Annotated in this window: 20 protein-coding genes; 4 read left to right on the forward strand and 16 right to left on the reverse strand. The window is 45.0% G+C overall.

Annotated elements, in window-relative coordinates; genetic code table 11:
- Positions 1 to 3 precede the first annotated feature (3 nt).
- A complete protein-coding gene (gene mnmC / locus MHM99_RS09200) occupies positions 4 to 2,064 on the forward strand; it encodes a bifunctional tRNA (5-methylaminomethyl-2-thiouridine)(34)-methyltransferase MnmD/FAD-dependent 5-carboxymethylaminomethyl-2-thiouridine(34) oxidoreductase MnmC (RefSeq protein ID WP_239219094.1) in 2,061 nt (686 codons plus the stop codon).
- Positions 2,065 to 2,188: 124 nt separating this feature from the next.
- On the opposite strand, the gene MHM99_RS09205 is transcribed toward mnmC, so the two are convergent.
- From MHM99_RS09205 to MHM99_RS09230, 6 genes are all read right to left on the reverse strand, one after another.
- The gene (locus MHM99_RS09205) at positions 2,189 to 2,914 is read right to left on the reverse strand and encodes a FlgO family outer membrane protein (protein ID WP_049587774.1); all 726 of its coding nucleotides are present in this window, start codon (positions 2,912 to 2,914) and stop codon (positions 2,189 to 2,191) included.
- Between the two features lie 10 nt (positions 2,915 to 2,924).
- Complete coding sequence (locus tag MHM99_RS09210; protein ID WP_014949957.1) at positions 2,925 to 3,689, reverse strand: FlgO family outer membrane protein; 765 nt, start codon at positions 3,687 to 3,689, stop codon at positions 2,925 to 2,927.
- A gap of 4 nt (positions 3,690 to 3,693) precedes the next feature.
- On the reverse strand, positions 3,694 to 4,359 hold the full coding sequence (locus MHM99_RS09215; protein WP_039225263.1) for a FlgO family outer membrane protein: 666 nt from the start codon (positions 4,357 to 4,359) through the stop codon (positions 3,694 to 3,696).
- 412 nt (positions 4,360 to 4,771) lie between these two features.
- Positions 4,772 to 5,191, reverse strand: coding sequence for a GNAT family N-acetyltransferase (locus tag MHM99_RS09220; protein ID WP_239219096.1), 420 nt, complete (start codon positions 5,189 to 5,191; stop codon positions 4,772 to 4,774).
- Positions 5,192 to 5,221: 30 nt separating this feature from the next.
- The gene (locus MHM99_RS09225) at positions 5,222 to 5,566 is read right to left on the reverse strand and encodes a lactoylglutathione lyase (protein WP_156086586.1); all 345 of its coding nucleotides are present in this window, start codon (positions 5,564 to 5,566) and stop codon (positions 5,222 to 5,224) included.
- Positions 5,567 to 5,611: 45 nt separating this feature from the next.
- Complete coding sequence (locus MHM99_RS09230) at positions 5,612 to 6,049, reverse strand: GNAT family N-acetyltransferase (RefSeq protein ID WP_239219098.1); 438 nt, start codon at positions 6,047 to 6,049, stop codon at positions 5,612 to 5,614.
- 168 nt (positions 6,050 to 6,217) lie between these two features.
- Here MHM99_RS09230 and MHM99_RS09235 point away from each other — a divergent pair, with 168 nt between their 5' ends.
- On the forward strand, positions 6,218 to 7,744 hold the full coding sequence (locus tag MHM99_RS09235) for an ATP-binding cassette domain-containing protein (RefSeq protein ID WP_239219100.1): 1,527 nt from the start codon (positions 6,218 to 6,220) through the stop codon (positions 7,742 to 7,744).
- Between the two features lie 223 nt (positions 7,745 to 7,967).
- Here MHM99_RS09235 and MHM99_RS09240 read toward each other — a convergent pair whose 3' ends face one another.
- The 3 genes from MHM99_RS09240 to MHM99_RS09250 form a co-directional block, all read right to left on the reverse strand.
- Positions 7,968 to 8,651, reverse strand: a complete 684-nt coding sequence (locus MHM99_RS09240; protein WP_239219102.1) for a DUF1826 domain-containing protein — start codon at positions 8,649 to 8,651, stop codon at positions 7,968 to 7,970.
- Position 8,652: 1 nt separating this feature from the next.
- Positions 8,653 to 9,855 (reverse strand): zinc metallochaperone GTPase ZigA, encoded by a 1,203-nt coding sequence (zigA, locus tag MHM99_RS09245; RefSeq protein ID WP_014976899.1) that lies wholly within the window; start codon positions 9,853 to 9,855, stop codon positions 8,653 to 8,655.
- Between the two features lie 81 nt (positions 9,856 to 9,936).
- Positions 9,937 to 10,893 (reverse strand): helix-turn-helix domain-containing protein, encoded by a 957-nt coding sequence (locus MHM99_RS09250; protein WP_049587763.1) that lies wholly within the window; start codon positions 10,891 to 10,893, stop codon positions 9,937 to 9,939.
- Positions 10,894 to 11,018: 125 nt separating this feature from the next.
- Here MHM99_RS09250 and MHM99_RS09255 point away from each other — a divergent pair, with 125 nt between their 5' ends.
- Positions 11,019 to 11,543, forward strand: a complete 525-nt coding sequence (locus MHM99_RS09255) for an isochorismatase family protein (protein WP_239219104.1) — start codon at positions 11,019 to 11,021, stop codon at positions 11,541 to 11,543.
- Positions 11,544 to 11,575: 32 nt separating this feature from the next.
- On the opposite strand, the gene MHM99_RS09260 is transcribed toward MHM99_RS09255, so the two are convergent.
- The 3 genes from MHM99_RS09260 to MHM99_RS21370 form a co-directional block, all read right to left on the reverse strand.
- Positions 11,576 to 12,136, reverse strand: coding sequence for an isochorismatase family protein (locus tag MHM99_RS09260; RefSeq protein WP_230633711.1), 561 nt, complete (start codon positions 12,134 to 12,136; stop codon positions 11,576 to 11,578).
- Between the two features lie 82 nt (positions 12,137 to 12,218).
- Positions 12,219 to 13,526: a short-chain fatty acid transporter gene (locus MHM99_RS09265; protein WP_049587759.1), complete on the reverse strand. Its 1,308-nt coding sequence runs from the start codon at positions 13,524 to 13,526 to the stop codon at positions 12,219 to 12,221.
- A gap of 67 nt (positions 13,527 to 13,593) precedes the next feature.
- Entirely contained in the window at positions 13,594 to 17,055 is a 3,462-nt protein-coding gene (locus MHM99_RS21370; RefSeq protein ID WP_239219106.1) for a hybrid sensor histidine kinase/response regulator, read from the reverse strand.
- A 14-nt stretch (positions 17,056 to 17,069) separates the two neighbouring features.
- Between MHM99_RS21370 and MHM99_RS09275 the strand changes: the two genes are divergently transcribed.
- Positions 17,070 to 17,411, forward strand: coding sequence for a carboxymuconolactone decarboxylase family protein (locus tag MHM99_RS09275; protein ID WP_187446662.1), 342 nt, complete (start codon positions 17,070 to 17,072; stop codon positions 17,409 to 17,411).
- A gap of 62 nt (positions 17,412 to 17,473) precedes the next feature.
- On the opposite strand, the gene MHM99_RS09280 is transcribed toward MHM99_RS09275, so the two are convergent.
- The 4 genes from MHM99_RS09280 to MHM99_RS09295 all read right to left on the reverse strand — a co-directional run bounded on the left by MHM99_RS09280 (position 17,474) and on the right by MHM99_RS09295 (position 22,721).
- Complete coding sequence (locus MHM99_RS09280) at positions 17,474 to 20,227, reverse strand: pitrilysin family protein (RefSeq protein ID WP_239219108.1); 2,754 nt, start codon at positions 20,225 to 20,227, stop codon at positions 17,474 to 17,476.
- A 204-nt stretch (positions 20,228 to 20,431) separates the two neighbouring features.
- Entirely contained in the window at positions 20,432 to 20,725 is a 294-nt protein-coding gene (locus tag MHM99_RS09285; protein ID WP_014949976.1) for a YfcL family protein, read from the reverse strand.
- Positions 20,726 to 20,821: 96 nt separating this feature from the next.
- Entirely contained in the window at positions 20,822 to 21,985 is a 1,164-nt protein-coding gene (locus MHM99_RS09290) for an ATP-NAD kinase family protein (RefSeq protein WP_239219110.1), read from the reverse strand.
- A 13-nt stretch (positions 21,986 to 21,998) separates the two neighbouring features.
- Positions 21,999 to 22,721, reverse strand: coding sequence for an elongation factor P hydroxylase (locus MHM99_RS09295; protein ID WP_275445510.1), 723 nt, complete (start codon positions 22,719 to 22,721; stop codon positions 21,999 to 22,001).
- Positions 22,722 to 22,869: the final 148 nt, after the last annotated feature.

Below are 22,869 nucleotides of genomic sequence, written 5' to 3' on the forward strand. Positions count from 1 at the left end.
ACAGTGAAATCTAAGCATGCACAGGTTCATTTTAATGAGAGCGGTACGCCTGTCGCCGACCATTTTGACGACGTTTATTTTTCTAATGACAGCGGAATTGATGAAACCCAACACGTTTTTGTTGCAGGCAACGACCTTGCTGAGCGCTGGCAACAGTGGCGCAACCCTACTTTTGTTATCGCCGAAACAGGTTTTGGAACTGGGCTGAACTTTTTGGTCGCCATGCGCGCCTTTAACGAATTTAGATCAGCGAACCCTGACCACCCGTTAAAGCGCCTGTATTTTATTACCACGGAAAAGTTTCCATTGCCTCAACAGGATATGCAGCGTGCGCTAGAAGCTTTTCCTGCCCTTAAAGATGAAGCGGATGCCCTTGCTTCACTTTACCCCATGGGCCTTGAGGGCTGTCATCGCCTTCATTTTGATAACCATTCAACCACTCTCGACTTGTGGATTGGTGATGTTCACGAGCTTTTACCTCAATGGCATTGCCCTGTAGATGGTCTCATCGATGCCTGGTTTTTAGATGGTTTTGCACCCAGCAAAAACCCTGATATGTGGACAGATGCTCTGTTTAGCCAAATGGCTCGCTTGTCAAAAACCGGAACTACCTTTGGAACCTTTACCGCCGCAGGCATCGTAAAGCGTGGGCTAGCTGGTGTGGGTTTTACCATTAAAAAACGCAACGGTTTTGGCCGTAAGCGCGACATGCTGACCGGCGTTTTTAACCAAGACAATGAGAATGTGCAGCATAAACTTCGCCTGCCTGCTGGCCCCTACTATAGGTACGCGAACGACAGTTTAGATAAAACAAGTAAAGTCGCGGTAGTAGGCTCCGGCCTTGCAGCAGCTACGGCATGCTTGGCTTTAGTAAAACGCGGCATTAGCACTACTTTGTATTTTGATGGTGACACCCTTGCAAGCGGCGCTTCTGGCAACCCGCAAGGCGGCTTTTATCCGCAGCTCCATAGCGAAGCAAGTATTGCCAGCCGCATTCAGGCGCACAGTTTTTTGTATGCTAGACAAGCCTACGACCACACTATTGAACATGTAAAAGCCTGTGGCCTAGCCGACGTTGCCCATGATTTCTGTGGTGTTATTCAACTAAACTTTAACGACAAGGTAGCAGAACGCCAAAATAAACTGGCAGCAGCCGACGTTTGGCCTGAAACTTTAATTAAGCCCGTAGACAGCAAAGAAGTGAGCGATATCGCTAATCTGCCCCTTCCCTATTCAGGCTTATACATTGGCCTTGGTGGTTGGCTTTCTCCTCCACAGCTAGTTACTGCCATGATTGAAGAAGCACTTCAAAGTGGCAAACTCACGCTGAAACCCAATCATACCTATGTATCTCATGAGGCAGTTGAGACAACAAAGCAGCGGGTGCAGATTCGTTTTAACTTAGATAGCGCTGAGAATGAAGAAGTTATTACTGCCGATCACCTTATCCTTACCCTTGGTGCAGGTGCGGTAAACGCTAGCGATTTTGACAGTCTGTCCCTTCGCCCTGTTCGCGGACAGGTTGAAGCTATTCCCACCCAAATGCCAATTGAACAGCTTAACACTGTGTTGTGTCACAAAGGCTATATGACACCTGTATTCGAAGGTCGGCACGCGTTAGGTTCGACCTACGTTAAAAACGACTTAAGTACCGATGCGAGAAGCGACGAAACTGAAATGAACCTTGCCACACATGAACAGGCGCTGGCAAACACCGACATCGTGCAAGCATTACAACATGACGGTAAAGCCAGAGCGGCTACGCGTTTAGGTTCACCCGACCACCAGCCTGTTGTCGGTGCACTACATAATTTTGATTCATTAAAAGAGCTCTACACTATGCTGGGCGTGGGCAAACCGTTGACTAGCGCGCCAGTGTTGCCAAGCAGCGTAGTTTCCACCCTTACTTGCTTAGGGTCACGAGGGTTAACCACAGCGCCTTTAATGGCAGAGGTCTTGGTGAGCAGTCTATGTAAGGAGCCGCTACCTTTAAGCAACGATTTGCTTAATGCAGTGAACACAAGCCGCTTTATGACTCGCGAAGCAATTAGAAGTCAGGGTTAATAAACGGAGAGGTCTTTGTGAAAATTCTCCTGTGCAGGACACAAAAGACCAGACGTTTAGAGGTTTGAAAGCGAACATGAAAGGAATTCGCTTTGAAAAAACAGAGCCCAATGGAAGTAAATGGCTAGTTTACGCTAGCCATTTTATTTAAATCCATCACGATAAACGCAGGAATGTATACGTTGGCGCTTGCCACCACTTGTTTATTTTCCAGCGACACGATACGGGCGTTTACGCGGACGCCTCTGTCATCTTCAATGATAGTGCCTGTTACAACATGGTCCATTTCAACCTGTTTAGCGAGTGCAGTACCATCTCGAGTAAGTACGAAATCGCCAATTGGCGTTACGGTAATGCCACCTGCAAGCTTAAAGTCGACAACCGCTAACCCAAAGTCTTGTAGCTCGGCTATTAGATACTCTGAAAGCTGATTGCCTAACACGGTGCTGTCGCTCAACGACTGATTAAGCCTCACAAAGCTCGCCACACCCACCATATCTTGCTGCGTAAGACGGGTTGCATTGTCCATTAACTCCATCGCAAGTTGCGAGGCGTAATCATTTAAGCGCTTATGCGTTTGTGAAGGTGAATAGCCATGATGTAGTGGGTCTTTATAGCCGGGTTCGACTTCCACGTGCTGTTGATATTGTCTATCGCGAGAATCTGGTGTGTACTCCAGCCCTGAGCGGCTTGGTACAGGCACTGGCTCGGCGTGATGAGTAATTTCACCGTCTTCACCTAACCAAAATGAGCCAATAGACTCTGTGCTAGTGCACCCTGTCATACATACACTCAGCATTACGCCAACGGCTGCCCAACTGCTTGACACAAGCTTCTTTGTAAACACCATACTGAAACTCCTAGCCGCGACTTAGCTTAACACCATCGCGCATACCGTTTTGCTGGCTACCGTCACTTGGAATAAGTGCATCTACTACGTAGAACGGCACTAACATTTGCGCAGTTGCCACAACTGCGCGCGACTCCATGCCCAAAATACGAGCGTTAACTAACACGCCACCTTGGTGCTTTGTCATCGTTCCCGTTAACACGTATTCAATAGGAAGGCTGCTGCTCAATTCCAGATAGTCTCGGCTTAATACAAAATCGCCATCGTCAGTAATGCGAATATATTCAGTGGCTTTGAAGTCGATAACCGGCACGCGGAATTTATGCAGTTCGTGAACAAAAGATTCCGCCATCTGACGACCAAGCAAATCTGTTTTCTGCAAGTCAGTATCTAGCAGTGCGAAATGGGTTACACCAATAGGTGTTTTGTTATTCACATATTCCATATTGGCAATTAAGTCTTGCGCCATGTTCTTCACATAGTCGCCAATATGCTTGGTTAGAGGTCGACCTTTATACGCGCCCTGTACGCTCGAATACAAAGGAGGTTGACCGATAGCGCCGTACGCATCCATACCCTGAGACTGAGTATCACTCGTATTTTCAACTGGCTTTGAGGGAGCGCGGTCGGCGGCAGTAATATCAATCACGTTCATGGCCGGGCGCTGAGGCGCTTGTTCGGCTACCTCTTCTTCCCCCATCATCATAGAGCACCCACTGACGCTTAGCAGTGAAGCACAAAGCGAAAGCGCCGCGTATTGATTTCGTCTTTTCATGGGGTTACCTCGTACCTTCAGTTCTGTATAACTTGCCGTTTCTGGTGGTTACTTGTTCTTCGCGCCAAAACAGTTCGGCAGGGAAAAAGCGTGTTGCTGCAGCGACAATGTTTTTATTTCTAGCGTTGATAATTCGAGCGTTAACCACCGCGCCAGACTCTTGATACACCATAGTGCCGGTTATATAAAAATCGACGCGCTCAATGTTGGAAAGCTGGTCGATATCGCGGGTTAATACTCTGTCGCTTTCGTTACTAACAATTATATCGTTCGAAAGCTTGAATTCTTGAGTAGAAAAGCCTCTTTTCGTGGCCTCCGTAATCATTCCCTGTTCAAGCTGATGGCCCAACAACATTAGCGGATGTTGATGACCAGCACTGTATTTCATAGTATCGGCAGGTACAAAGCCAACTACCGCATAGCGAGACTGACGTGCTGGACCCACATCAGCAAAAAGTTCGTTCGCTAACATATAGGTGTGGTATTCCACATTCCCCAATGCCGATACGTCGCTGGCATCGGTTTGCGCAAATTGACTCTTAGGTTCGTCAGATGAAGAGCAACCAGAGAGTAAGCCCAAGAGAAGCGCGGTATATGCCAAGGCTTTCGCGACTAAGCGACCATTTTCTGTCAGCAAAGCGTGAGAGACAGGTTTTGTCATACTTTTCATTACACGTGTCCAGTGAAAAACGTCAAATTTCTATCGGAAAGAAGCAAAAACTCATCGAAAAACAGTGATCAGCTACTACGCAAACCGACATTTTCAGTGTCTTTAAACAGGCTTTTGCAAAATTCACACCAAAGAGAGACTACAAGTAGCATTGACCGTTACATTGGAGGTTACATTGAAAAAAAATTGCTGATAACCAAGTGACGTAAAGCGCCTAGTTTCAGGAGATGTACCTTTCTCAGTGTTAAAAGAACTTGATGTTTATCGTCAGGCCGTGCATGAAAAGCGGAGGCGACTTGCCGCCTTAGGACAGAAAGCTGCCGATAATTAAATAGGCAATGATCACAATGACAAGTGATTAAAAAAACTTGAGAACTCCCGGAACTCTCATGCCACGTTAATGACCAAGTAGCTAAATAAACCTACACATGCCTAAACCTAAGCTCTGACCATCACGAGGTTTAAAGCCAAACTTAAGATAAAAACTCTCTTTTCCGTGCGCAGCCAACAAGCCAATGGTTGCGCCAGGTGCGCAGCAAGACTCCAAATGTGCAATCAACGTGTTCATTATTTTCGATCCCAAGCCTTTATTCTGATGTTCTGGATGAATAATGACGTCTTGAATATAAAAATACATTGCGCCATCGCCAATCACCCGACCACAGCCTACAAGGTTGTTGTCGAGGTAAATTGTTGCCCAAAACAACGAGGCATCAATACTTTTTTGAACAACCGATAGACACGGGTTACTCCATCCAATCAATTTTCTTAAACTGGCAAATTCTTCAGCTGACGGAGGGCTTTCTTTAATGGTGTAATTCGTATGCATCATTCGTCATTCCGTCCCTCGTTCTCGCAAAAGCTAGCTACCTAATTCGGTAATGTGAAGTAGTTCGCCCGACGGGCCCCACAGATAGAAAACACTTCCCCAATGTTGTTGCTCAATTGATGAAATTTTCGTTTTATGTAACGAGCGCGAGCACAAATCAAAAGCGTCCTGAATGTCTGCTACACATATTTGTAGCATAAAGTTATTCGCCAATTCAGGATTATAGAAGCGCTGGAGAAAGAATAGACAATCACCATTCTCAAACAGTGTTAGGTCTTCATTTACGTATGAAGCATTAAATCCAATCTCAGAATAAAATGCTTTAGAAATATCGTAGTTTTTGCTTGGAATAAAAGTCTTAATATCTATGACGTCCATATCTTGAGATCCCTCGCATTTCGCTGCTTTAAATTTAAGTCGTGGCTAAATGGCAATAACAGCAAGCATGTCTTCGCCATCTTCATCTAACCCCACCTCTTCGAAACCAAAGCTTGAATAGAAGGCTTTGGTAACAGGATTCTTGGGGTTATAGCATATCTCTATTTGTTTAAGTTCAGAAGTTTGCTTTATAAGCGTGATAGCTTGAGATAAAGCAACTCTGCCAATTCCGTTATTCTGATGGCTCTTATCAATCATAAAGCGCCAAATGGACACCTTAGTAGGCGTTTCCTGAACCCACATCAAGAACCCTACGGGCTGGTCGTTGCAATAAATGGCTTTGCAGGTATGGTTCTCGTTGTAAAAAGACTCAACCAACGACCACATATTGCACGCTACAAACGCTTGTTGATCATCCGCCACATCCAAGTCACAAACCTGCTCATAGTTAGATTTGTTTATTTCTTCCAGTGAAATTTTCATCCTGTCTTCTTATTAATGCACACTGCTTTCTTGCCATTATAAGCTGAAGTTCACTCAAGTCATCATTAGTCGTTTATAGCCATATTGATAGTAAAAGACTAACTTACCACCTGATTCAGGCTTCAGAATGTCTTATTCACCATTGACACGAAATCAGAAAACTTCACAATGGCGCTAAACCATATTCACTCGCGATCATTAATGCTTTACCTTTCTGAATTTCAAATAAAGCTTTCTAATCAATACATTACTCCTGCATTTTCGCTAGCGCTCTGTACTGAAAGTGCGCCGTCCCACTTCCTTATTGCAGGTAGAAACAGTAGCGGAAAGTCACTCTTAATTTCCGCGCTTGCCGGTAGTGGGAAGGCAGCAAGCGGTAGTCGTGAATGTAGTTCGGTTGTTGCAGAGGTTTCGGTTTTTAAACAGCAAGCGATAATTGAAGAAGAAAAACAAAAAGACAGTGCAGATATTCTAGACGTAATAGCTGAGCCAACACAGGTTCGCGAACTATTCGCACAGACTAATGAGGATTATAAAAACCACCCTTATTACGACGAACTCGCCTCTGCGCTTAGAATTGAGCATCTGCTAGATAATGCGTTTCTTTCACTTTCAACAGGTGAAACCCGCAAGATTATTATCATGTTGGCATGGTTAAGTAATGCCTCTATTATTTTGCTTGATGAACCCTTCGAAGGTTTAGATGTTGAAGCGATAAGCGCATTTAGTCGCTTTCTTGTCTCTCAGCAGCAAGCTTCTTTAGTACTTACCGCCAACAAACTCGCAGATATTCCCAAGAATATACAAGCTCAGTTGATTGTCATGGATGACTTGGCTATTACGTGGAAATCTGAAGATAAACTTAACTATGACGGTTTGCGCTCAGAACTAAGCACTTGGTTTGCACTAGAGTCTGATGATATCGATGTTCCCTCAGCCCTAAACGCTAAAGACAAACACGGCGATGACCCCAATCGCAATGACCGAAACCTCAATGAGCAAAACAGTGAGTTAGATTCACTACCTCATACCTTAATTCAGCTTAAAGATGGGTTCGTGCGCTTCGATGAGCGAACCGTATTTGAACAGCTTAACTTTACGCTTAACAAAAATGAGCATTGGCAGATCACTGGTCCAAATGGGTCAGGAAAAACGTGTTTGCTTCAAATGTTTACTGGTGATAATTCCCATTGCTATACCAACGATTTAACAATGTTTGGCATAAAACGTGGCACAGGCGAGAGCATATGGGACATTAAAAAGCACATTGGAATTATGTCGAATGCGCTCCACATGCAGTACAAAGTGAATGCAAGTGTTGAGCACGTTATCATTTCAGGCTTTCACGACAGTATTGGTCTGTACACTCGCCCCACGCTAGCGGAACGCATGGTGGCAGAGCAGTGGCTTGAAGTACTGGGTTTGAAACAGAAAAAGAACACGCCGTTTCAGTCACTGTCTTTTGGTGACCAGCGATTAGTACTTATTGCACGTTCTATGGTTAAGCACCCCGCCGTGCTTATTTTGGATGAACCTTGCAATGGTTTAGACGACTTCAACCGCCAAAAAGCGCTGAAGCTTATCGATATATTGGCTAAAGCAGGCACCAGTACACTGCTGTATGTAAATCACCATGCAGAAGAACGTATTCCTAGCATTCACAACACGTTAAATATGAAAGATTATAATGTTTAAGGGTGTATGTTGAAAAACTTGGCCTTTCAGGTCTTCGCTAAAAAGACGTGGCACTTGCCTGTTAGACTATTTACCTTAACGCTGGAAGCTTAAAAGCGAATATTTAAGAAGATTAGCGAGGCTAGGTACCGATAAAGAAAAAAGCGCTATCACAAGGGAAAACTCATGGAAAAAGTGATAGCGCCGAAGTAACCGAGGGTGAGGTACAATAAGTATTTAAAAACTACATGGGATCCAGGGTAAGCAACACGCGATGAGTACCAGGGATGACTTTGCAGGACCGATGCACGGCGGCAAATTCTTCATGGCCCTGCCACGACTCACCTTTAAGTAAACCCACATCGAACGCGTTCATTTGCCTAACGCTGCTCTCTCGATAGTGCTGGCCCAATCTATTCTTAGTAAGCCCTTGCGTATTCGCGTCGTTAAGACCAATCATTGGGCGTGTAACCACACTTTCTTTCGGCAGCCACTCTGTACCTTCGCCCAAATAGGTATTCACCAACCGAACAGGAATATTGTCCACATGAAAGCTTGGGCACATTGCTGATGAAAGGGGCACTAACCTTACACCCACACTGTCACAGTCAAATAGCGTGGTGAGCATGTCAGACAGCAAATAAATATCGTCAATGGCAGCCTGCTTTCCGGCATTATTTCTTCCATCAGGTAAAAGCTTTGCGATTTCCTCTTTCAGTGATGTTAAAGAGAAAACACCGCGAATCCCCATTCCTAATGATTTAAAAACGTCGACATAATATTGCGTGACAAGTGGTACTTCGGGCCTTGTCCATACCGCAACGCTAATCCCTTTATCAAAGATATCGCCCAACACCATAGCATCGGCGCTTGAGCGCCAAGAACTGCTGCGTTCGAATACGGTATTGTAGTCTTGTAACGCCTGCATATTAGTGCTCCCACGCAGGAAATGGGTCAGGCATTTCGGCCCAAACATGATGACCTTGAATAAGCTGTTCGTCTGTTAACAAGCAACGATCTAACCGCTCGATAATGTCGTTTTTATTAAGCCCTTGTCCAATGAACACCAGTTCTTGACGCATGTCACCGAAGGGCTCCATCCATTGTTCTTCAATCGCTTTAAGGTATTCAGGGTCTTCAGGCCACTGCTCTTTGGGTACGGCTTTCCAAAACAGCCCAGCAGCCCCGTATCTCGCCATACCGCCAGCTTGGCTCCAGCTACCCGCTAATTGAGGGCGTGTTGCCAGCCAGAAGAAGCCTTTTGAACGAATTAACTTACCTGCAATGTCTTTACTATGAATAAAATCATAAAACTTCTGCGGATCGAACGGACGTCGCGCTTCGTACGAAAAGCTGCTTATACCAAACTCTTCAGTCTCTGGTACGTGCTCGCCACGCATTTCTTTCAGCCAACCGGGCGACTGCTGAGCGCGCTCGAAGCTAAACCGCCCTGTGTTCAGCACTTTGTCGAGGGGCACTTTTCCATGCTCGATAGGAACTTGAATAGCCTCGGTGTTGAGGGTTTGCAGAATACTTTTAAGGCGCGCCAACTCTTGTTCAGAGACTAAGTCGGTTTTGCTTATAAGCAATATATCAGCAAATTCCACTTGTTCGACCAACAAGTCTGCCACGCTTCGCTCATCTTCCTCCCCCAAGCTCTCACCCACTTCGTTGAGAAACTTAGCTTCGTCATAGTCTTTAAGAAAATTCAATGCATCGACAACGGTGACCATCGAATCGAGGCGTGATATTTCCGACAAGCTTTTACCGTCTTCATCGGCAAACGTGAAGGTCTCAGCTACAGGCAAAGGCTCCGAAATACCTGTAGACTCTATTACCAGATAATCGTATTTACCTTCATGCGCTAAACGCTCTATCTCTTCAAGCAAATCTTCTCGCAACGTGCAACAAATACAGCCATTGCTCATTTCAACTAGCTTTTCTTCGGCTCGATTAAAGCTAATTTCATTTTTCACCGTTGCAGCATCGATATTGATTTCACTCATATCGTTAACAATAACGGCTACTCTTAATCCATCACGATTATTCAGAATATGATTTAGAACCGTGGTCTTACCGGCGCCTAGAAAGCCCGAAAGTACGGTAACGGGAAGCTGAGTTTGAATTGACATAACGACTCGCTAAGTTTCATTTTAAATCTCGAATTTAATAAATGTTATAACATAACAATTAAAATGAAAATAACGATATGATTAATTTATTGCAAAACGCTTGCGGTATTCCACCGGACTAAGCCCATACTCTTTACGGAATATCTTCCTAAACGCATTGACGTTTTGATAGCCCACGTTGAATGCGATATCAGCAATGCTACGCGTAGATACTTCAATTTGCTGACAAGCATGATGAAGTCTCAGCTTCTGCAGATAGTCGATGACTGACATACCTAACGCTTGCGTAAATCTTCGCTGTAAGGTTCGCTGACTAACGAAAGTGTGGCTGGCTAAATCGCTAAGAGAAATTGGCTGACTGTAATGATTTGCCAAGTAATTTTGCGCTTTAACAACGAGAGCATCGCCATGATCTTTTTTGGGTGAAAACTGGTGATAAAAGCCTTGCTCCCTGTAACCTGTATCCACCACCATCTCTTTAGAAAGATTCAAGGCAATGGTGGGTGAACTTAAGGTCGATATGATTTCAAACACAAGATCAATCCACGCCATTCTTCCACCAGCTGTTATTACACCCTCCCCGTTTACCACGATAGCCTTAGCATCTAGCTTTGCTGTGGGAAAGGTTGCCATGAAGTGATCGGCAATTCGCCAGTGTGTAGTACACACTTTGTTATCTAAAAAGCCCCCCTTGCCAAGAATAAATGCACCTACGCAAGCAGATGCGAGCAATGCACCTTGGGACTGCATGACTTCCATATAGTTGATAAGTGATGTGAAGTCATGCTCAAAAAATGTTTCACTCATGCTTGGCGGCAAGATGACGACATCAACCAGTGCATTTGAGTTTAACTGTTCCGCTTTGTAAATACTCGCGCTAAATGCCACATCAGCGTTGATTTGCTCACACATCGTATTTGCTAACTCTAACATCTCAACGATGCCGTAAAGCGCAGATTGGCTTGCGGTTGGATAGTTTATTACTGCTATTTTTATTTCTTTCATCGTTTCATTGTCGTTCTGTGAACGCTGTCGCATTTGGCGCGCTTTTTGTCATTATCGTCACTCTCTATTACACGTGAAAATCTGCAAAATAGTCAATATCGAGTAAGCACAACTTAAACCGTGCTAGAGACTATTTCTTGGATAAAGAGGGTAAGACCGTGGTTAAACAAACACTTATTGTTATAGATATTCAAAACGATTACTTTCCTGAAGGGAAGTATCCTTTACACAAACCAGAGCTTGCGATGCAAGAAACACTTAAAGCGATGGCTATTGCAAAGGAAAAGAGCATTCCGATTATTCACATACAGCACCTTGTGCCTGTTGAGGCCGGAGAAGGGTTGTTTTTCTATGAAGGATCTCATGGCGCTGAAATTCATAAAGAGGTGATAGCCGCTGCCCCGGATGCGCCCATCATCACAAAGCAACACGCCGATTGTTTTGAAAACACCAATTTAGACGAAACCTTACAGTCATTGGGCGTGGATGAAATTCTTCTTGCAGGTATGATGACGCACAACTGCGTAACTCACACAGCATTATCACCAGCTGCTGCCAAGTATTCCCCCAAAGTCATTGAACCTTGCACCTGCACGCGTGACGCCATTGGTCATCTATTGGCGCTGGATTCTATGCAAGTGCGTGGTATTGACATTGTATCGATAGAAACCGCATTCGCTTAGCTCCGACTTGTTTCGCTCATCACGTTGTTCGACTACTTGATGAGCGCTAACACTTCTCGGAATTTTGGATGTTGGCATGATTTTAAAAGGCCAAAAAGTGTCATCTCAAAACTGCTGATCCGTGCGCCCTGCTCACGCATATTTTGGATGGCGAGCACAGCATTTGAAGACTCTCTTGAAGAAATGCAGTCCTGTATTACTTCCACAGTGTGATTATTTTCCAATAAACCCGTTACCGTTTGATAAACGCATACGTGCGCTTCAATTCCCACAACCAGCCATCGACTTAATTCCATTTCACCAATGTACGCCAGTATTTCGGACGAGCACTGGTCAGTACCTGCTACTGCGTTAAAAGTAAATTTCTTAAAGTGAGGATCGCTTGCGACATGAGTTTCAATTTCAGGGACCGTTCTCCCCAAGCCATCAGGATTTTGCTCAAGTACAACTACGGGAATATTGAGCAATTTACAACACTGTATTAGCTTTACTGTTTTGCAGATCATTGTCTGGCTATCATTGACTTTTCGAGCCAGCGCGCCCTGAACATCTACGATCAACAACCCTACCTTTTCTTCGTTTAAATGCATCATTCACACCGCTTGTATTTAAGTTGTGGCTTCATATTCGGCTCTATTCGCCTTGTTTGACGGCGTTAAATTGCTCTCTAAATCCTCACACAAACCGCAATACCAAGGAAATAATGACACCGGTTACGATAAGCTGAACTAAGCAAAAGCCCATAATGTCTTTGGCTTTAAGGCCAGCTATGGCAAGTACCGGTAGCGCCCAAAATGGCTGAATCAAATTGGTCCACGCATCACCCCACGCTACCGCCATGGCAACTCTATTTATTTCGGCTCCAAGTTCAGCGGCAGCGGGCAAGATTACTGGGGCTTGCACTGCCCACTGACCTCCCCCCGAAGGCACAAAAATATTAACAATGCCTGCGCTAATAAAACTCCATACTGGCAGCGACTCTGCAGATGCAAAGCTAATCAGCCATTCTGACATGGTTTGGGCCAATCCTGATTGAACCATTACCGCCATGATCCCCGCATAAAATGGGAACTGTATAACAATACCACTACCGCCCTGAACGGCTTGCTGCAGGCTGTGCAGTACATTGCGTGGTGTACCGTGAAGGACAATAGCGAGAAAGAGAAATAGCGTGTTAACGATATTGAGATTAAGCCCGCCCCCTGAAACAAAGTAGTTAGTGAGATAAGCAAGCCCTGCAAAGCCTACAAGTAACCCAAGCACCTTGCTGTTTTCAAGTTTGTCGGCGGGCCGCTCGTTTGTTGCCGACGGTAAAGCGTCGTCTTTGAGCTTGGCGCTATCGACAATAATGCTTTCAGATTCAGGCGGTAACATTAAACGATTAACAAGAGGAATAATCACGAACATGATTGCCAATAACAGCAAGTTAAACCCACTGAAAATAGTCTCTCCAGTGCCAACTACGCCAATCTGTGCTTCTGAAAAATGACCCGGCGTTGCAATAGTTAAGGGCACAGAGCCCGCTAAACCACCATGCCATACAATAAAGCCTGAGTACGCGCTTGCCACCAATAACCGATAATCAACCGACACTTTTCTTGCTAAGGCTTTAGCGAACAACGCGCCTACAACAAGACCAAAGCCCCAGTTTATCCAGCTTGCGATAAGCGACACCAACGTGACCAGCACAATGGCGCTCCCAGGGCTTTTTGCTAAGCTCGCAAGCCTTTCAAGTAAGGCTTTTACTAATGGCGTGCATGCCAGCATAAACCCAGTGACTAGCACCAAGAGCATTTGCATTGAAAATGTGAGCAGCCCCCAAAATCCGTCACCCCACTGTCGAATAGTTGTAAGTGGAGACTGATTTTGAATGACCACTGCAAACGCAAACGTAATTAGGGTGAGTAATAAAACGAAAATGTAGGGGTCAGGAAGATATCGTTCGACGAGTTTGACGAAGGGTTTTGATGCTCGGTTTAGCATTAACGCTCTCACAACATGTTAAAAACTTGTTGCATATTAACGCGTTTATTTCCCCGTTGGCGAGGGTCTAATTAACTTTGTTGAGCCAGTGCTGTAATGTTGAAGTTACTTTATTGTGCTCTATGGGTTTGGTGAGGAAATCATCCATACCGGCTTTCATGCACATATCTTTGTCGCCCTGCATAGCATTCGCCGTCATCGCTATAATGGGTACACGTTTGTAAACGTCGCCGGCTGCACCATAGCGAATAAGCTTGGTTGCTTCGAACCCGTCCATTTCCGGCATTTGGCAATCCATGACAATTGCGCTGTAATGCGCCTTAAGCTTGCTGCTTTTTAACAGTTCTAACGCTTCTACACCGTTGTTGGCAACGTCAACCACATACCCTTCGCTTTCTAGAACATTGGTGGCCACTATTTGATTAATGGCATTGTCTTCTACTAACAAGATTCGATAAGCATTGTCATCAGAGGTGGATTTTGCGTTTTCTTCAGGTGATTGAACGTGCTGAGTGTTGCCTTCGATAATATGGACTGGATCATCCTCGCGTTTTCTAAAGCGTGGTTTAGCTTCATAGTCAGATGTATTTACTGATTCCTCTACAATTCGAATTAAATCTGAAGAGGTCAGTGGCTTAGGAAGACTCTCATCAACGTCTATTCCGCCATAGACAACAGAGCTCTCCATGTCGCTTAGCTGTGTCATTAATACCAAACGCGTATGTTTTGTTCTGGGGTTATCTAAAAGTATCTGGCCGAAGTGTTGTGAAAACTCTTCCTCTTCTGCTTTCTCCAGAAATACAACATCAATGGGTATTGCCGGTATCTCTTGCTCGCTGTCTTTCAAATATAAGCTAATCGCTTCCTCAATCGAAGATGCGGTCAGTGTAAGCACTCCCCAAAGTTTCAACTGGCTTTGCATGGCACGTCTTGTTGAAGCATTGTCGTCAATAATCAGGCAACACATGTCTTGTTTAGCAAGCTGAGGGCGCACAGCGTTGCGTTGCTCGGCGTAGCGAATTTCGCATGTCACATCAAAACGGCTGCCTTTGCCAAGCTCGGTGGTAACACTTATGTCTCCTCCTAACAATTGGCATAGCTTTTTGGTAATGCTCAACCCAAGCCCTGTTCCGCCATAGCGTCTAGTTGTAGAAGCGTCGACCTGTGTAAACGCATCGAACAAATGAGGTAGTTTTGATGCGGGAATACCAATGCCCGTATCTGCCACCGCAATGTGCATAAGCGCAGTATTCTGATTGTTAGTAGGAAGCAATTCTGCCGTGACAGAGAGCTCTCCCTGCTCAGTAAATTTAACGGCGTTGCTTAAAAGGTTTGTGAGGATTTGTTGAATTCGGCTGGGGTCTGAGTTTATTTTTGACTCACTGACCTTTGACAAATCTACAACAACATCCAGCCCTTTTTCTTGCGCTAGATGCGCAACCGATTGAGCAATGCTCTCAATCAATTCCCTTACATCAAATTCAACGGACTCAATCTCGAGTTTATCCGCTTCTATTTTAGAGAAATCCAAAATATCATTAATCAGGGCCAGTAGAGAATTAGCGCTTGAGCTTGCGATGTTGACGCGCTGTGATTGCTCAGTAGTTAGGTTGCTTTTCTTAAGCAGGCCCAGCATCCCTATCACGCCGTTCATTGGCGTTCTAATTTCATGGCTCATATTTGCAAGGAATTCAGACTTCAACTTGGTTGCTTCTTCGGCTTGTTCCAGCGCTTTTTTCAAATCGTTGGCCTGAGCTTTCAACGAGGCTGTTTTTTCTGAAACTTGTTGCTCTAGCGCCTGAACAAAGCGCTTCTGCTTGGTAATTTCTGTTTGCTGTAAGTGGGTTCTTAAGTAAATGATCAACAGAACAATGCCGAGTAAAAACGCAAAGTAAATGCTGTATGCCCACCAAGTTTTCCAAGGAGCTGCTGCTACATGCAAATTAACCGACATGACTTCACTGCCCCATTCACCATTGGGTTTCATTGCTTTGACCAGCAATGTATAGGTGCCGCCATTTAGGTTAGTAAATGAAACGTTGTTGTGATTTCCGATATCAATCCACTGTTCATCGTATCCTTCTAATTTGTAGGAAAAATGCGAACGCTTGGGATCAGAGAAGTCTAGAAGAGCAAAGTCTAATGAGAAGAAATAGTCTTCGTAGGAAAGATTAATATCCGTAACGTAGGATAGTGGCTTATCAAGGCTTACTGCTTCGCCCATTTTGTTGAAGCCAGTTAGCACAATTTTAGAATCGACCAATTCAGACTGTCCTGGCACATACTCAAAGTATTCAATACCTCGCTGGCTACTGGTAAAGAACGTGTTGTTAGTGGCTCTAAGTAAACTGTTTGAATAGAAATTCTGACTTACAGCCCCGGCAGTGCTAGTGTAATTAATGGCACTTTCAGTAGCCGGATTAAAAAGAAAGATTCCTTTATTCGTGGTAAGCCAGAGCTGGCCCTCGTCGCCGTCTGCAATCGCTCTTACTAAGGTAGCGGGCAACCCTTTCTGCTCCCCAAACCACTCGAAGGATTTCGATTCAGGCTTATAAAGGTTCAACCCCCGTTGGGTTGCAATCCAAATTTGGCCGTTTTTGGTCTCATGAATATCTTCGACAATGCTGCCCAACAGACCTGCATTGTGATCTTTATTGTATTCAATCTGAGTGAAAGTATTGTCCTGAATGGACCATAAATTTACGCCGCTTCCAGTGCCAATCCACATATTTCCTTGAGAGTCATTAACAATGGCGTGAATCTCTGGGTGAGCTAAGCCGTCAGTCGTTGAAAGATGCTCAAAGGCGCCAGATTGCACGTTGTATATATAAACACCATGCTTGTAGGTACCTATCCATACATTGCCTTCGTTATCTAACGCTGACGCTCTGAACTCTCTGAATTGGCGATACTTGCTGTCTTCTCTGGGATATTCTAAGCGACTTACATTTCCATTCTTTCTGTTAACACGTGCAATAAAGTTGTCTTGTGCCACCCAAATATTGCCGTGTTTATCGGGGACAATAATAGGTCGTTCTATAACTCCCCTATTTGAATATTCACTTTCTTCTTTAAATACCGAGTCAAATTCCTTTTGGAGTATTTGCTCTTTCACTTTCCATGTATAAATTTCAGCATTTGCTGTAGCAATCAATACATCGCCACTATTTTTGAAGGTATCTAGCTCAATGCCACTGGGTGAAACCAATGAGTCACTGTTGATCTGCTTGATTTTACGGCGAGGAGATAGCTTGAATATGCCGTGAACTTCACTGGTTACCCATTTAGTTTTAGTGTGGTCTTCATATATTATGCGAAGTCCGTTGTCATAGCCAAAGTCCATCTTCTCTACGTAATTTCCCTCACCTGTATGTCTATAAAGACCCGTGGTGGTCACAAACCAAATGCACCCTTCGTGATCTTCAATCATTGAGTTCACTTGGCCTAATGCTTTGCCGTCTCGCGTTGTTTGTGCAAGGAATACGCCTGAACTTGGAAAGAAAAGAAAAGGGCCTTCCTGAGTCGCCACATAGAAGAAACTCTATGACGAAGTCATATAAAGAAATTACAGATAACTTAAATCCATATCTAGCCGAGGTTAAAAAAGGCGTGCCAGAAGTCATGAAGGGGTTCTCAGATATGGCCAAGGCGGCGACCGCCGATGGTGCGTTGGATAAAAAGACGAAAGAACTTATTGCCCTTGCGATTGGTATTGCAACGCGATGTGATGGCTGCATAGGTTTTCATGCTAAAGCGTTAGTGCATTTAGGTGCTACCCGTGAAGAAATAGAAGAAGTGTGCGGTATGTCGGTATACATGGGCGGAGGCCCATCATTTATGTACGCCGCCGATGCTTTGCGTGCGTTTGACGAATTTAGCGAATAATTCTGAATAAAAAAGGGCCGAGAAATTTCTCGGCCCTTTCGCTTGCTTTGCAGTGTCGCTTATTACAGTGAATTCATGCTTTGCACGCTAACAGGCCCGAGCTGAGCCGCTTCAACTTCTGCTTTAATCTTCTCGGCATCTCCGATGATTATCCAGGTTAATTTCTCTGGGTGCAGCACTTCTTTCGCCGCGTTACTCAAATCGTCTAAAGACAAGCTGTTGTATTTCTCGACCAAGGACTCTGGGTAGTTATATTGTCTGTTAAATCTTTCACTCGACAGTAAGCTATACAATACCGCGTTAGCCGTCTCAAATTGACCTGGCAAAGAGCGAACTTCGTCTAACCGCGCCCTTTCAAGTTCATTCGCCATTGGCGGCTTTTCACCTAAGTAAGCGTTAAGCTCTTTCTTAAGCTCAAGCAGTGATGGACCTGTTTTATCGGTTTGCACCGGCGCATAAACCATAAACGGGCGCTGTCCCCTAGCATCTTGCAGGAAGGTGTACGCGCCATAAGACCAGCTTTTATCTTCACGCAGGTTCATATTAACGCGAGCAGTGAAAGCACCACCTAAGGTTAAATTCATGGCATTAATTGCAATATTGTTGTCAGCCCCTGTTGGTGGCGCTAAATGTGCAGCCAGAATAAGCGACTGTTGTGCACCAGGGCGGTCGATAATAATCGCTTGGCCTTGCTCAGGCATTGACGCTTCAGCAATTTGCTTCGCACCTTTGCTACCTTCTACCTTCCATTTGCCAAACTCTTTCTCAAGCATGGGTTTAATGGCACCTAACGTGGTGTCGCCAACAACAAAAATTGTCGCATTGTCTGGGCGTAGCCACGTATTTTTAAAGTTAACAAGGTCATCTCGCGTAATCGCTTGTACGTCTTGTTCAGTTCCGGTACCGGTAAACGGAATACCGTACGCATGGCCTTCACCATAAATAAGAGGCGGAAGTAACGTAAGCGCAATACTTACAGGGCGTGTTTTTTGCTGTGCAATATTACTTAATATAAGCGCTCGTTGACGTTCAATCTCTTCCTCTTTGAACGTTGGTGATTTCAAGATATCCCCCATCAGCGCCAAAGAAGGCTCCATGTTCTCTGTTAACATTGACATGGTAACTGTGGTGGTATCTAGGTTTGAGCCGGCGTTTAAATCAGTACCCAACTGCTCAAGCTCTGCCGCAAGCTCCAGCGCATCATATTTTCCCGCGCCTTCGTCAAGCATCTGTGTGGTGAAGCTCGCAAGTCCCAACTTGCCACCCGCATCAGCAGCGTAACCTGCGTCGAATTGCACCGCAACATTCACCAATGGAACCGTAGAGCGTTTTGCAAATACTACCTTTACACCGTTAGAAAGCGTAGTTTCTGTCACCTCAGGAAAGCTCAGTTGAGTCTCTGCATCGATTGAAGGCAAGCCAGAGTTGCGGTCAACGCCTTCGGTAGATGCTGTGTGCTCAATAAACGGAACAACCGTGATTTGATGCCACCCTTCTTTTAGCCATTTATTCGCAGCCGCTTTAACCCCTTTAGGAGTAGCCTGTCCTAGCTCACTCAATTCAGTTTTGAAGTAGTTAGGGTCGCCAGCAATGAACTCACCACTAGCAAGCGTATCGGCTTTACCGCCAAAGCCCCCAACCTCTTCAAGCCCGCGAATAATTGAAGCACGTCGCTTAGTCGACACCAATTTAACTTCGTCTTTGCTTGGACCTTTACTCAAAAACTCGCTAATGACTTTATCTATTTCTTTTTCTACTGTCGCAACGTCAACGCCATCTTTTACGTCAACCGTCACACCAAAAATAGACGCCATTTGTAGCTCGTAGTTAAACACCGAGGCATTGGTAGCAATTTGTTGGTCGTACACCAGTTCTTTATAAAGGCGTGAGTTTTTACCATCGCCCATGACACTCGCGGCAATGAACAAGTCTGTTGCGGTTGAAGAGGTATTTTCAGGTGAAACCCAAAGGCGGTAAATGCGCGATTGTGGCACCTTGTCTTGAATCACTTCTCGGGTATTTGCATTGCGCTTGGGTACCCATGCTTCCCATTTAGACAGTGCTGGGCCCGGCTCAATATCAGCGAAGTACTTGTTAACCAGAGGTTTGGCTTCTTCTGCGTTAATATCGCCGCTTAGCACCAGTATTGCGTTATTCGGTCCGTAATATTGGTTAAACCAGCCTTTAACGTCGTCTAACGATGCGGAGTTAAGATCTTCCATCGAGCCAATCACCGTATGATGGTAAGGATGCCCTATGGGAAATAAGCCTTCAAAAATATGCGTGAATACGCTTCCATAAGGCTGGTCTTCGCCCTGACGTTTTTCATTTTGTACAACGCCACGCTGTTCGTCTAATTTCTCTTGTGTCACCGCACCTAACAAGTGCCCCATGCGATCAGATTCCATCCAGAGAATACGATCAAGTGCAGGTGTCGGAACGGTTTGGAAATAGTTAGTACGGTCAAAGTTTGTGGTACCGTTTAATCCTGTTGCCCCAGCTTCTTGTAACGGCCCAAACCATTCATCGTCATAGTTCTCCGTGCCGTTAAACATTAAGTGTTCAAATAGGTGCGCAAACCCTGATTTGCCGTTTGGTTCGTCTTTTGAACCCACTTTATACCAAACCGCAACGGCAACCACTGGGGCCTTGCGGTCTTCATGAACAATTACCGTTAACCCATTATCGGTAGTGAACTTTTCGTAGTCGATATTGATATCGTTTTTAGCAAACGCTGAGCCAACCAGCGTACTACTTACTGCCAGCACACCTACACTTACTTTTAAGCGCTTGGTGAGATGCTTAAGTACAGTCATTTCGTCATCCTTAATCTTATTATCTGTGCTGAACACCAAAATGTGCCAGGCACCACAAAACGGCTTTACGCCAATACTAAACATAAATCAATTTGGTAGTTTATAAAGAGTTACGATGCAGAAAACTGTAACGGATTGTAAAAGAGAGGATAAACGACGAACGAAGAAAAATTGATAGGGGAAAAGTAAGGAAGAAAGTCGCAATTATATTGCGACTAGCCGTGCCCAAAGCGCTTTAACTTGTTTAGCGTCTTCACTTTCTAATTCGTTGTTGGCGAATGCGCTATTAAGGCTTTCGAGCATTTTATCATTAAGCATCGCAACCGTAGCATCTTCTTGCATTTCTAACTGGCGAGCCTCTACTGCAAAGTGACCTTGCAAGTAGCTGGCTATAAACAATTCGTCATCACTACCGTGATTTACCACGTCATCAAGCGATGCCTCAATATCTGCGATGGCGTTAACGACACTTTCTGGTGCTGCAGCAGGTGGTAACACGTCTTACTCCTTCCTGTTTTTAAATATCAAATCTTAGTTCGAGATAAACTCATTTTTTATGGCTATACATGTGCTGTGTTGTATCAAACTGCGTCTTTAAACAGCTTGGCAAAGTACTTTATCTTTATACCCAGTGATAACCGTGAACGCGCCTGCGAGTTCAGCGTCTAGCGTTGCATCGCTTGAGTCTAAGCGAAGCGGCTTACCGTTTAATGCCTGTAGTTTTTGTTTAGTGGCAACAACGAGCATATTCTGCTTGCCAATTTGACGGATAAAAGCAGGGCTAAGCTGCTGATTTCCGCGACCTAATATGTGGCCCTGACCACCGATAACCGTCAAAATGACTTTGGTGGGCTTGTCATGAGTCAGCGCAATCAGTTCGCTCGCAGTAACGTCACTTGCGATTAGCTCACCTTGTTTAACCACATCCACACCTAACAAGGTATTTTCTAGGCCAAGAAAGTCCATGACCGCACCTACGGTGGAGCCGGATCCCATGACAAAATAGGTGTCAGGCTCATCGTCAATAATTTCACCAACATAAGCGGCAATGTCGTCAAGCACTAAAGCCTCGTCCTCTTTCCCGCCCATTTTTACTGCTTGAACGTAAGTGAGCTCTGCGGGTACGCGCATTTCACCATAGTGTTTGGCAATAACTTTGCCCTCGCGAAACGCGTTTTCGTCAATATCACGTACTTCGGCGTCCATTTCACTCACAAGCTCGCCTGCGATCATCTGACTTACTACCTGCCCTGCCGCTGACGGCGACACGCAGTAAACGCCAGAGTGAATTTTGCAACCTGCAGGCACACCTAGCACGGGCACCTGTGTGCCAACTACGCTACAGATATTACGGGCTGTGCCGTCGCCACCAGCAAAAAGCAGTAAGTCGACGTTTGCGTCAACCATTGCTTTAGCTGCGCGCTCTGAATCTTCACCTTCGGTTTGCTCTGCAATAGCTGTGTAGATAACTTCACAGGGAATACCTAAAGACTCACATACGGTTTCGCCCATGTCGCCTGAGGCTGTAACCACTGTGAACTGGCCTGACAACGCCTCTAGAATGCTGAGCGCTTTCGCCATTTTTTCGTTGGCTTTTTTCTCTGCTCCCATAGCCAGTGCTTTTTCGCGAATTTCTGCACCGTCGCTGCCTTTAAGCGCGAGTGCTCCGCCTATGCCGGCAAAGGGGTTTACCACAACACCCAGTTTGAATTTGGGTTTGTTATCAAACGTTGGTTGGCTAAGATCAGTATGATTCATTCGGCATCTACTCCTATCCCGCCACCCAATTTGCTGTTAGCGTATTTTTTGACATGTCTGTTACCGTGCTATTTATTATGCTGCTACATGAACCAGACGACTTACCTTTACCAAACGCAGATGACAGCGCATTAATAAATTGTTCAGCCCGAGGCGGAAAGCCCTCAGATTTATAACGTTCAAGCTGTGCGGCTACGTTTCGCGTAAAACCTTCTCTGTCGGGCTCAGCGCCGTTTAAGTTATCCGTGCTTACCTGAAACTTTCTTCCTGCTGCTTCTGTAAACGCCCACTCAATGGCCTGGGGCTTAATTTCTACTTTTTCGAAGTCAGCTTGCTGTGATGCATCGCGGCCATCTGGGCAATACCAGTAACCGTAATCTTCTAATAGTCGACGCTTTTCACCCGCAATACACCAGTGCGCAATTTCATGCAAAGCGCTTGAAAAAAATCCATGAGCAAACACGACTTGATGGTAAGGCGTTGCGCTGTCTGCTGGGATGTAAATGGGTTCGTCATCACCTAAAACCAAGCGTGTATTAAAATCTTCAAATGTCGAATTAAACAACGCGATTAACACAGGTACATCAACGTCTGCTTCTGAGTGATCCGACCCCGTAGGCGTTTCTCGGTGCATGCCCGGATATTCACTTTTTAGGCTTTCAACGTTTGAGCCTTTAGTATCGGTATTTTTAGTTTCAGTCTTGGCAAACAATGCGTGATGACTTGCGATGTTCATGGCGGCTAATAAATTCTACACAACAGAGCTATTTCAATGGCGGTGGAGTATACCAGTAAAACTTTGTCTTCTCACTTGAAAGGCTCGCTTGCTTAGGTCAATCTAGGTTTACAACAACGAATTAGCCACACTATCTCAACAGGGAGTT

Origin of the sequence: Alteromonas sp. MmMcT2-2 (assembly GCF_022348305.1) — a bacterium.
GTDB lineage: Bacteria > Pseudomonadota > Gammaproteobacteria > Enterobacterales > Alteromonadaceae > Alteromonas > Alteromonas macleodii.

What these genes read in the sequence shown, in the direction of transcription:
- MHM99_RS09205 (WP_049587774.1), bottom strand. Translation starts at nt 2,914, where the DNA reads ATGGTGTTTACAAAGAAGCTTGTGTCAAGCAGTTGGGCAGCCGTTGGC.
- MHM99_RS09210 (WP_014949957.1), bottom strand. Translation starts at nt 3,689, where the DNA reads ATGAAAAGACGAAATCAATACGCGGCGCTTTCGCTTTGTGCTTCACTG.
- MHM99_RS09215 (WP_039225263.1), bottom strand. Translation starts at nt 4,359, where the DNA reads ATGAAAAGTATGACAAAACCTGTCTCTCACGCTTTGCTGACAGAAAAT.
- MHM99_RS09220 (WP_239219096.1), bottom strand. Translation starts at nt 5,191, where the DNA reads ATGATGCATACGAATTACACCATTAAAGAAAGCCCTCCGTCAGCTGAA.
- MHM99_RS09225 (WP_156086586.1), bottom strand. Translation starts at nt 5,566, where the DNA reads ATGGACGTCATAGATATTAAGACTTTTATTCCAAGCAAAAACTACGAT.
- MHM99_RS09230 (WP_239219098.1), bottom strand. Translation starts at nt 6,049, where the DNA reads ATGAAAATTTCACTGGAAGAAATAAACAAATCTAACTATGAGCAGGTT.
- MHM99_RS09235 (WP_239219100.1), top strand. Translation starts at nt 6,218, where the DNA reads ATGGCGCTAAACCATATTCACTCGCGATCATTAATGCTTTACCTTTCT.
- MHM99_RS09240 (WP_239219102.1), bottom strand. Translation starts at nt 8,651, where the DNA reads ATGCAGGCGTTACAAGACTACAATACCGTATTCGAACGCAGCAGTTCT.
- zigA (WP_014976899.1), bottom strand. Translation starts at nt 9,855, where the DNA reads ATGTCAATTCAAACTCAGCTTCCCGTTACCGTACTTTCGGGCTTTCTA.
- MHM99_RS09250 (WP_049587763.1), bottom strand. Translation starts at nt 10,893, where the DNA reads ATGCGACAGCGTTCACAGAACGACAATGAAACGATGAAAGAAATAAAA.
- MHM99_RS09260 (WP_230633711.1), bottom strand. Translation starts at nt 12,136, where the DNA reads ATGATGCATTTAAACGAAGAAAAGGTAGGGTTGTTGATCGTAGATGTT.
- MHM99_RS09265 (WP_049587759.1), bottom strand. Translation starts at nt 13,526, where the DNA reads ATGCTAAACCGAGCATCAAAACCCTTCGTCAAACTCGTCGAACGATAT.
- MHM99_RS09275 (WP_187446662.1), top strand. Translation starts at nt 17,070, where the DNA reads ATGACGAAGTCATATAAAGAAATTACAGATAACTTAAATCCATATCTA.
- MHM99_RS09280 (WP_239219108.1), bottom strand. Translation starts at nt 20,227, where the DNA reads ATGACTGTACTTAAGCATCTCACCAAGCGCTTAAAAGTAAGTGTAGGT.
- MHM99_RS09290 (WP_239219110.1), bottom strand. Translation starts at nt 21,985, where the DNA reads ATGAATCATACTGATCTTAGCCAACCAACGTTTGATAACAAACCCAAA.
- MHM99_RS09295 (WP_275445510.1), bottom strand. Translation starts at nt 22,721, where the DNA reads ATGAACATCGCAAGTCATCACGCATTGTTTGCCAAGACTGAAACTAAA.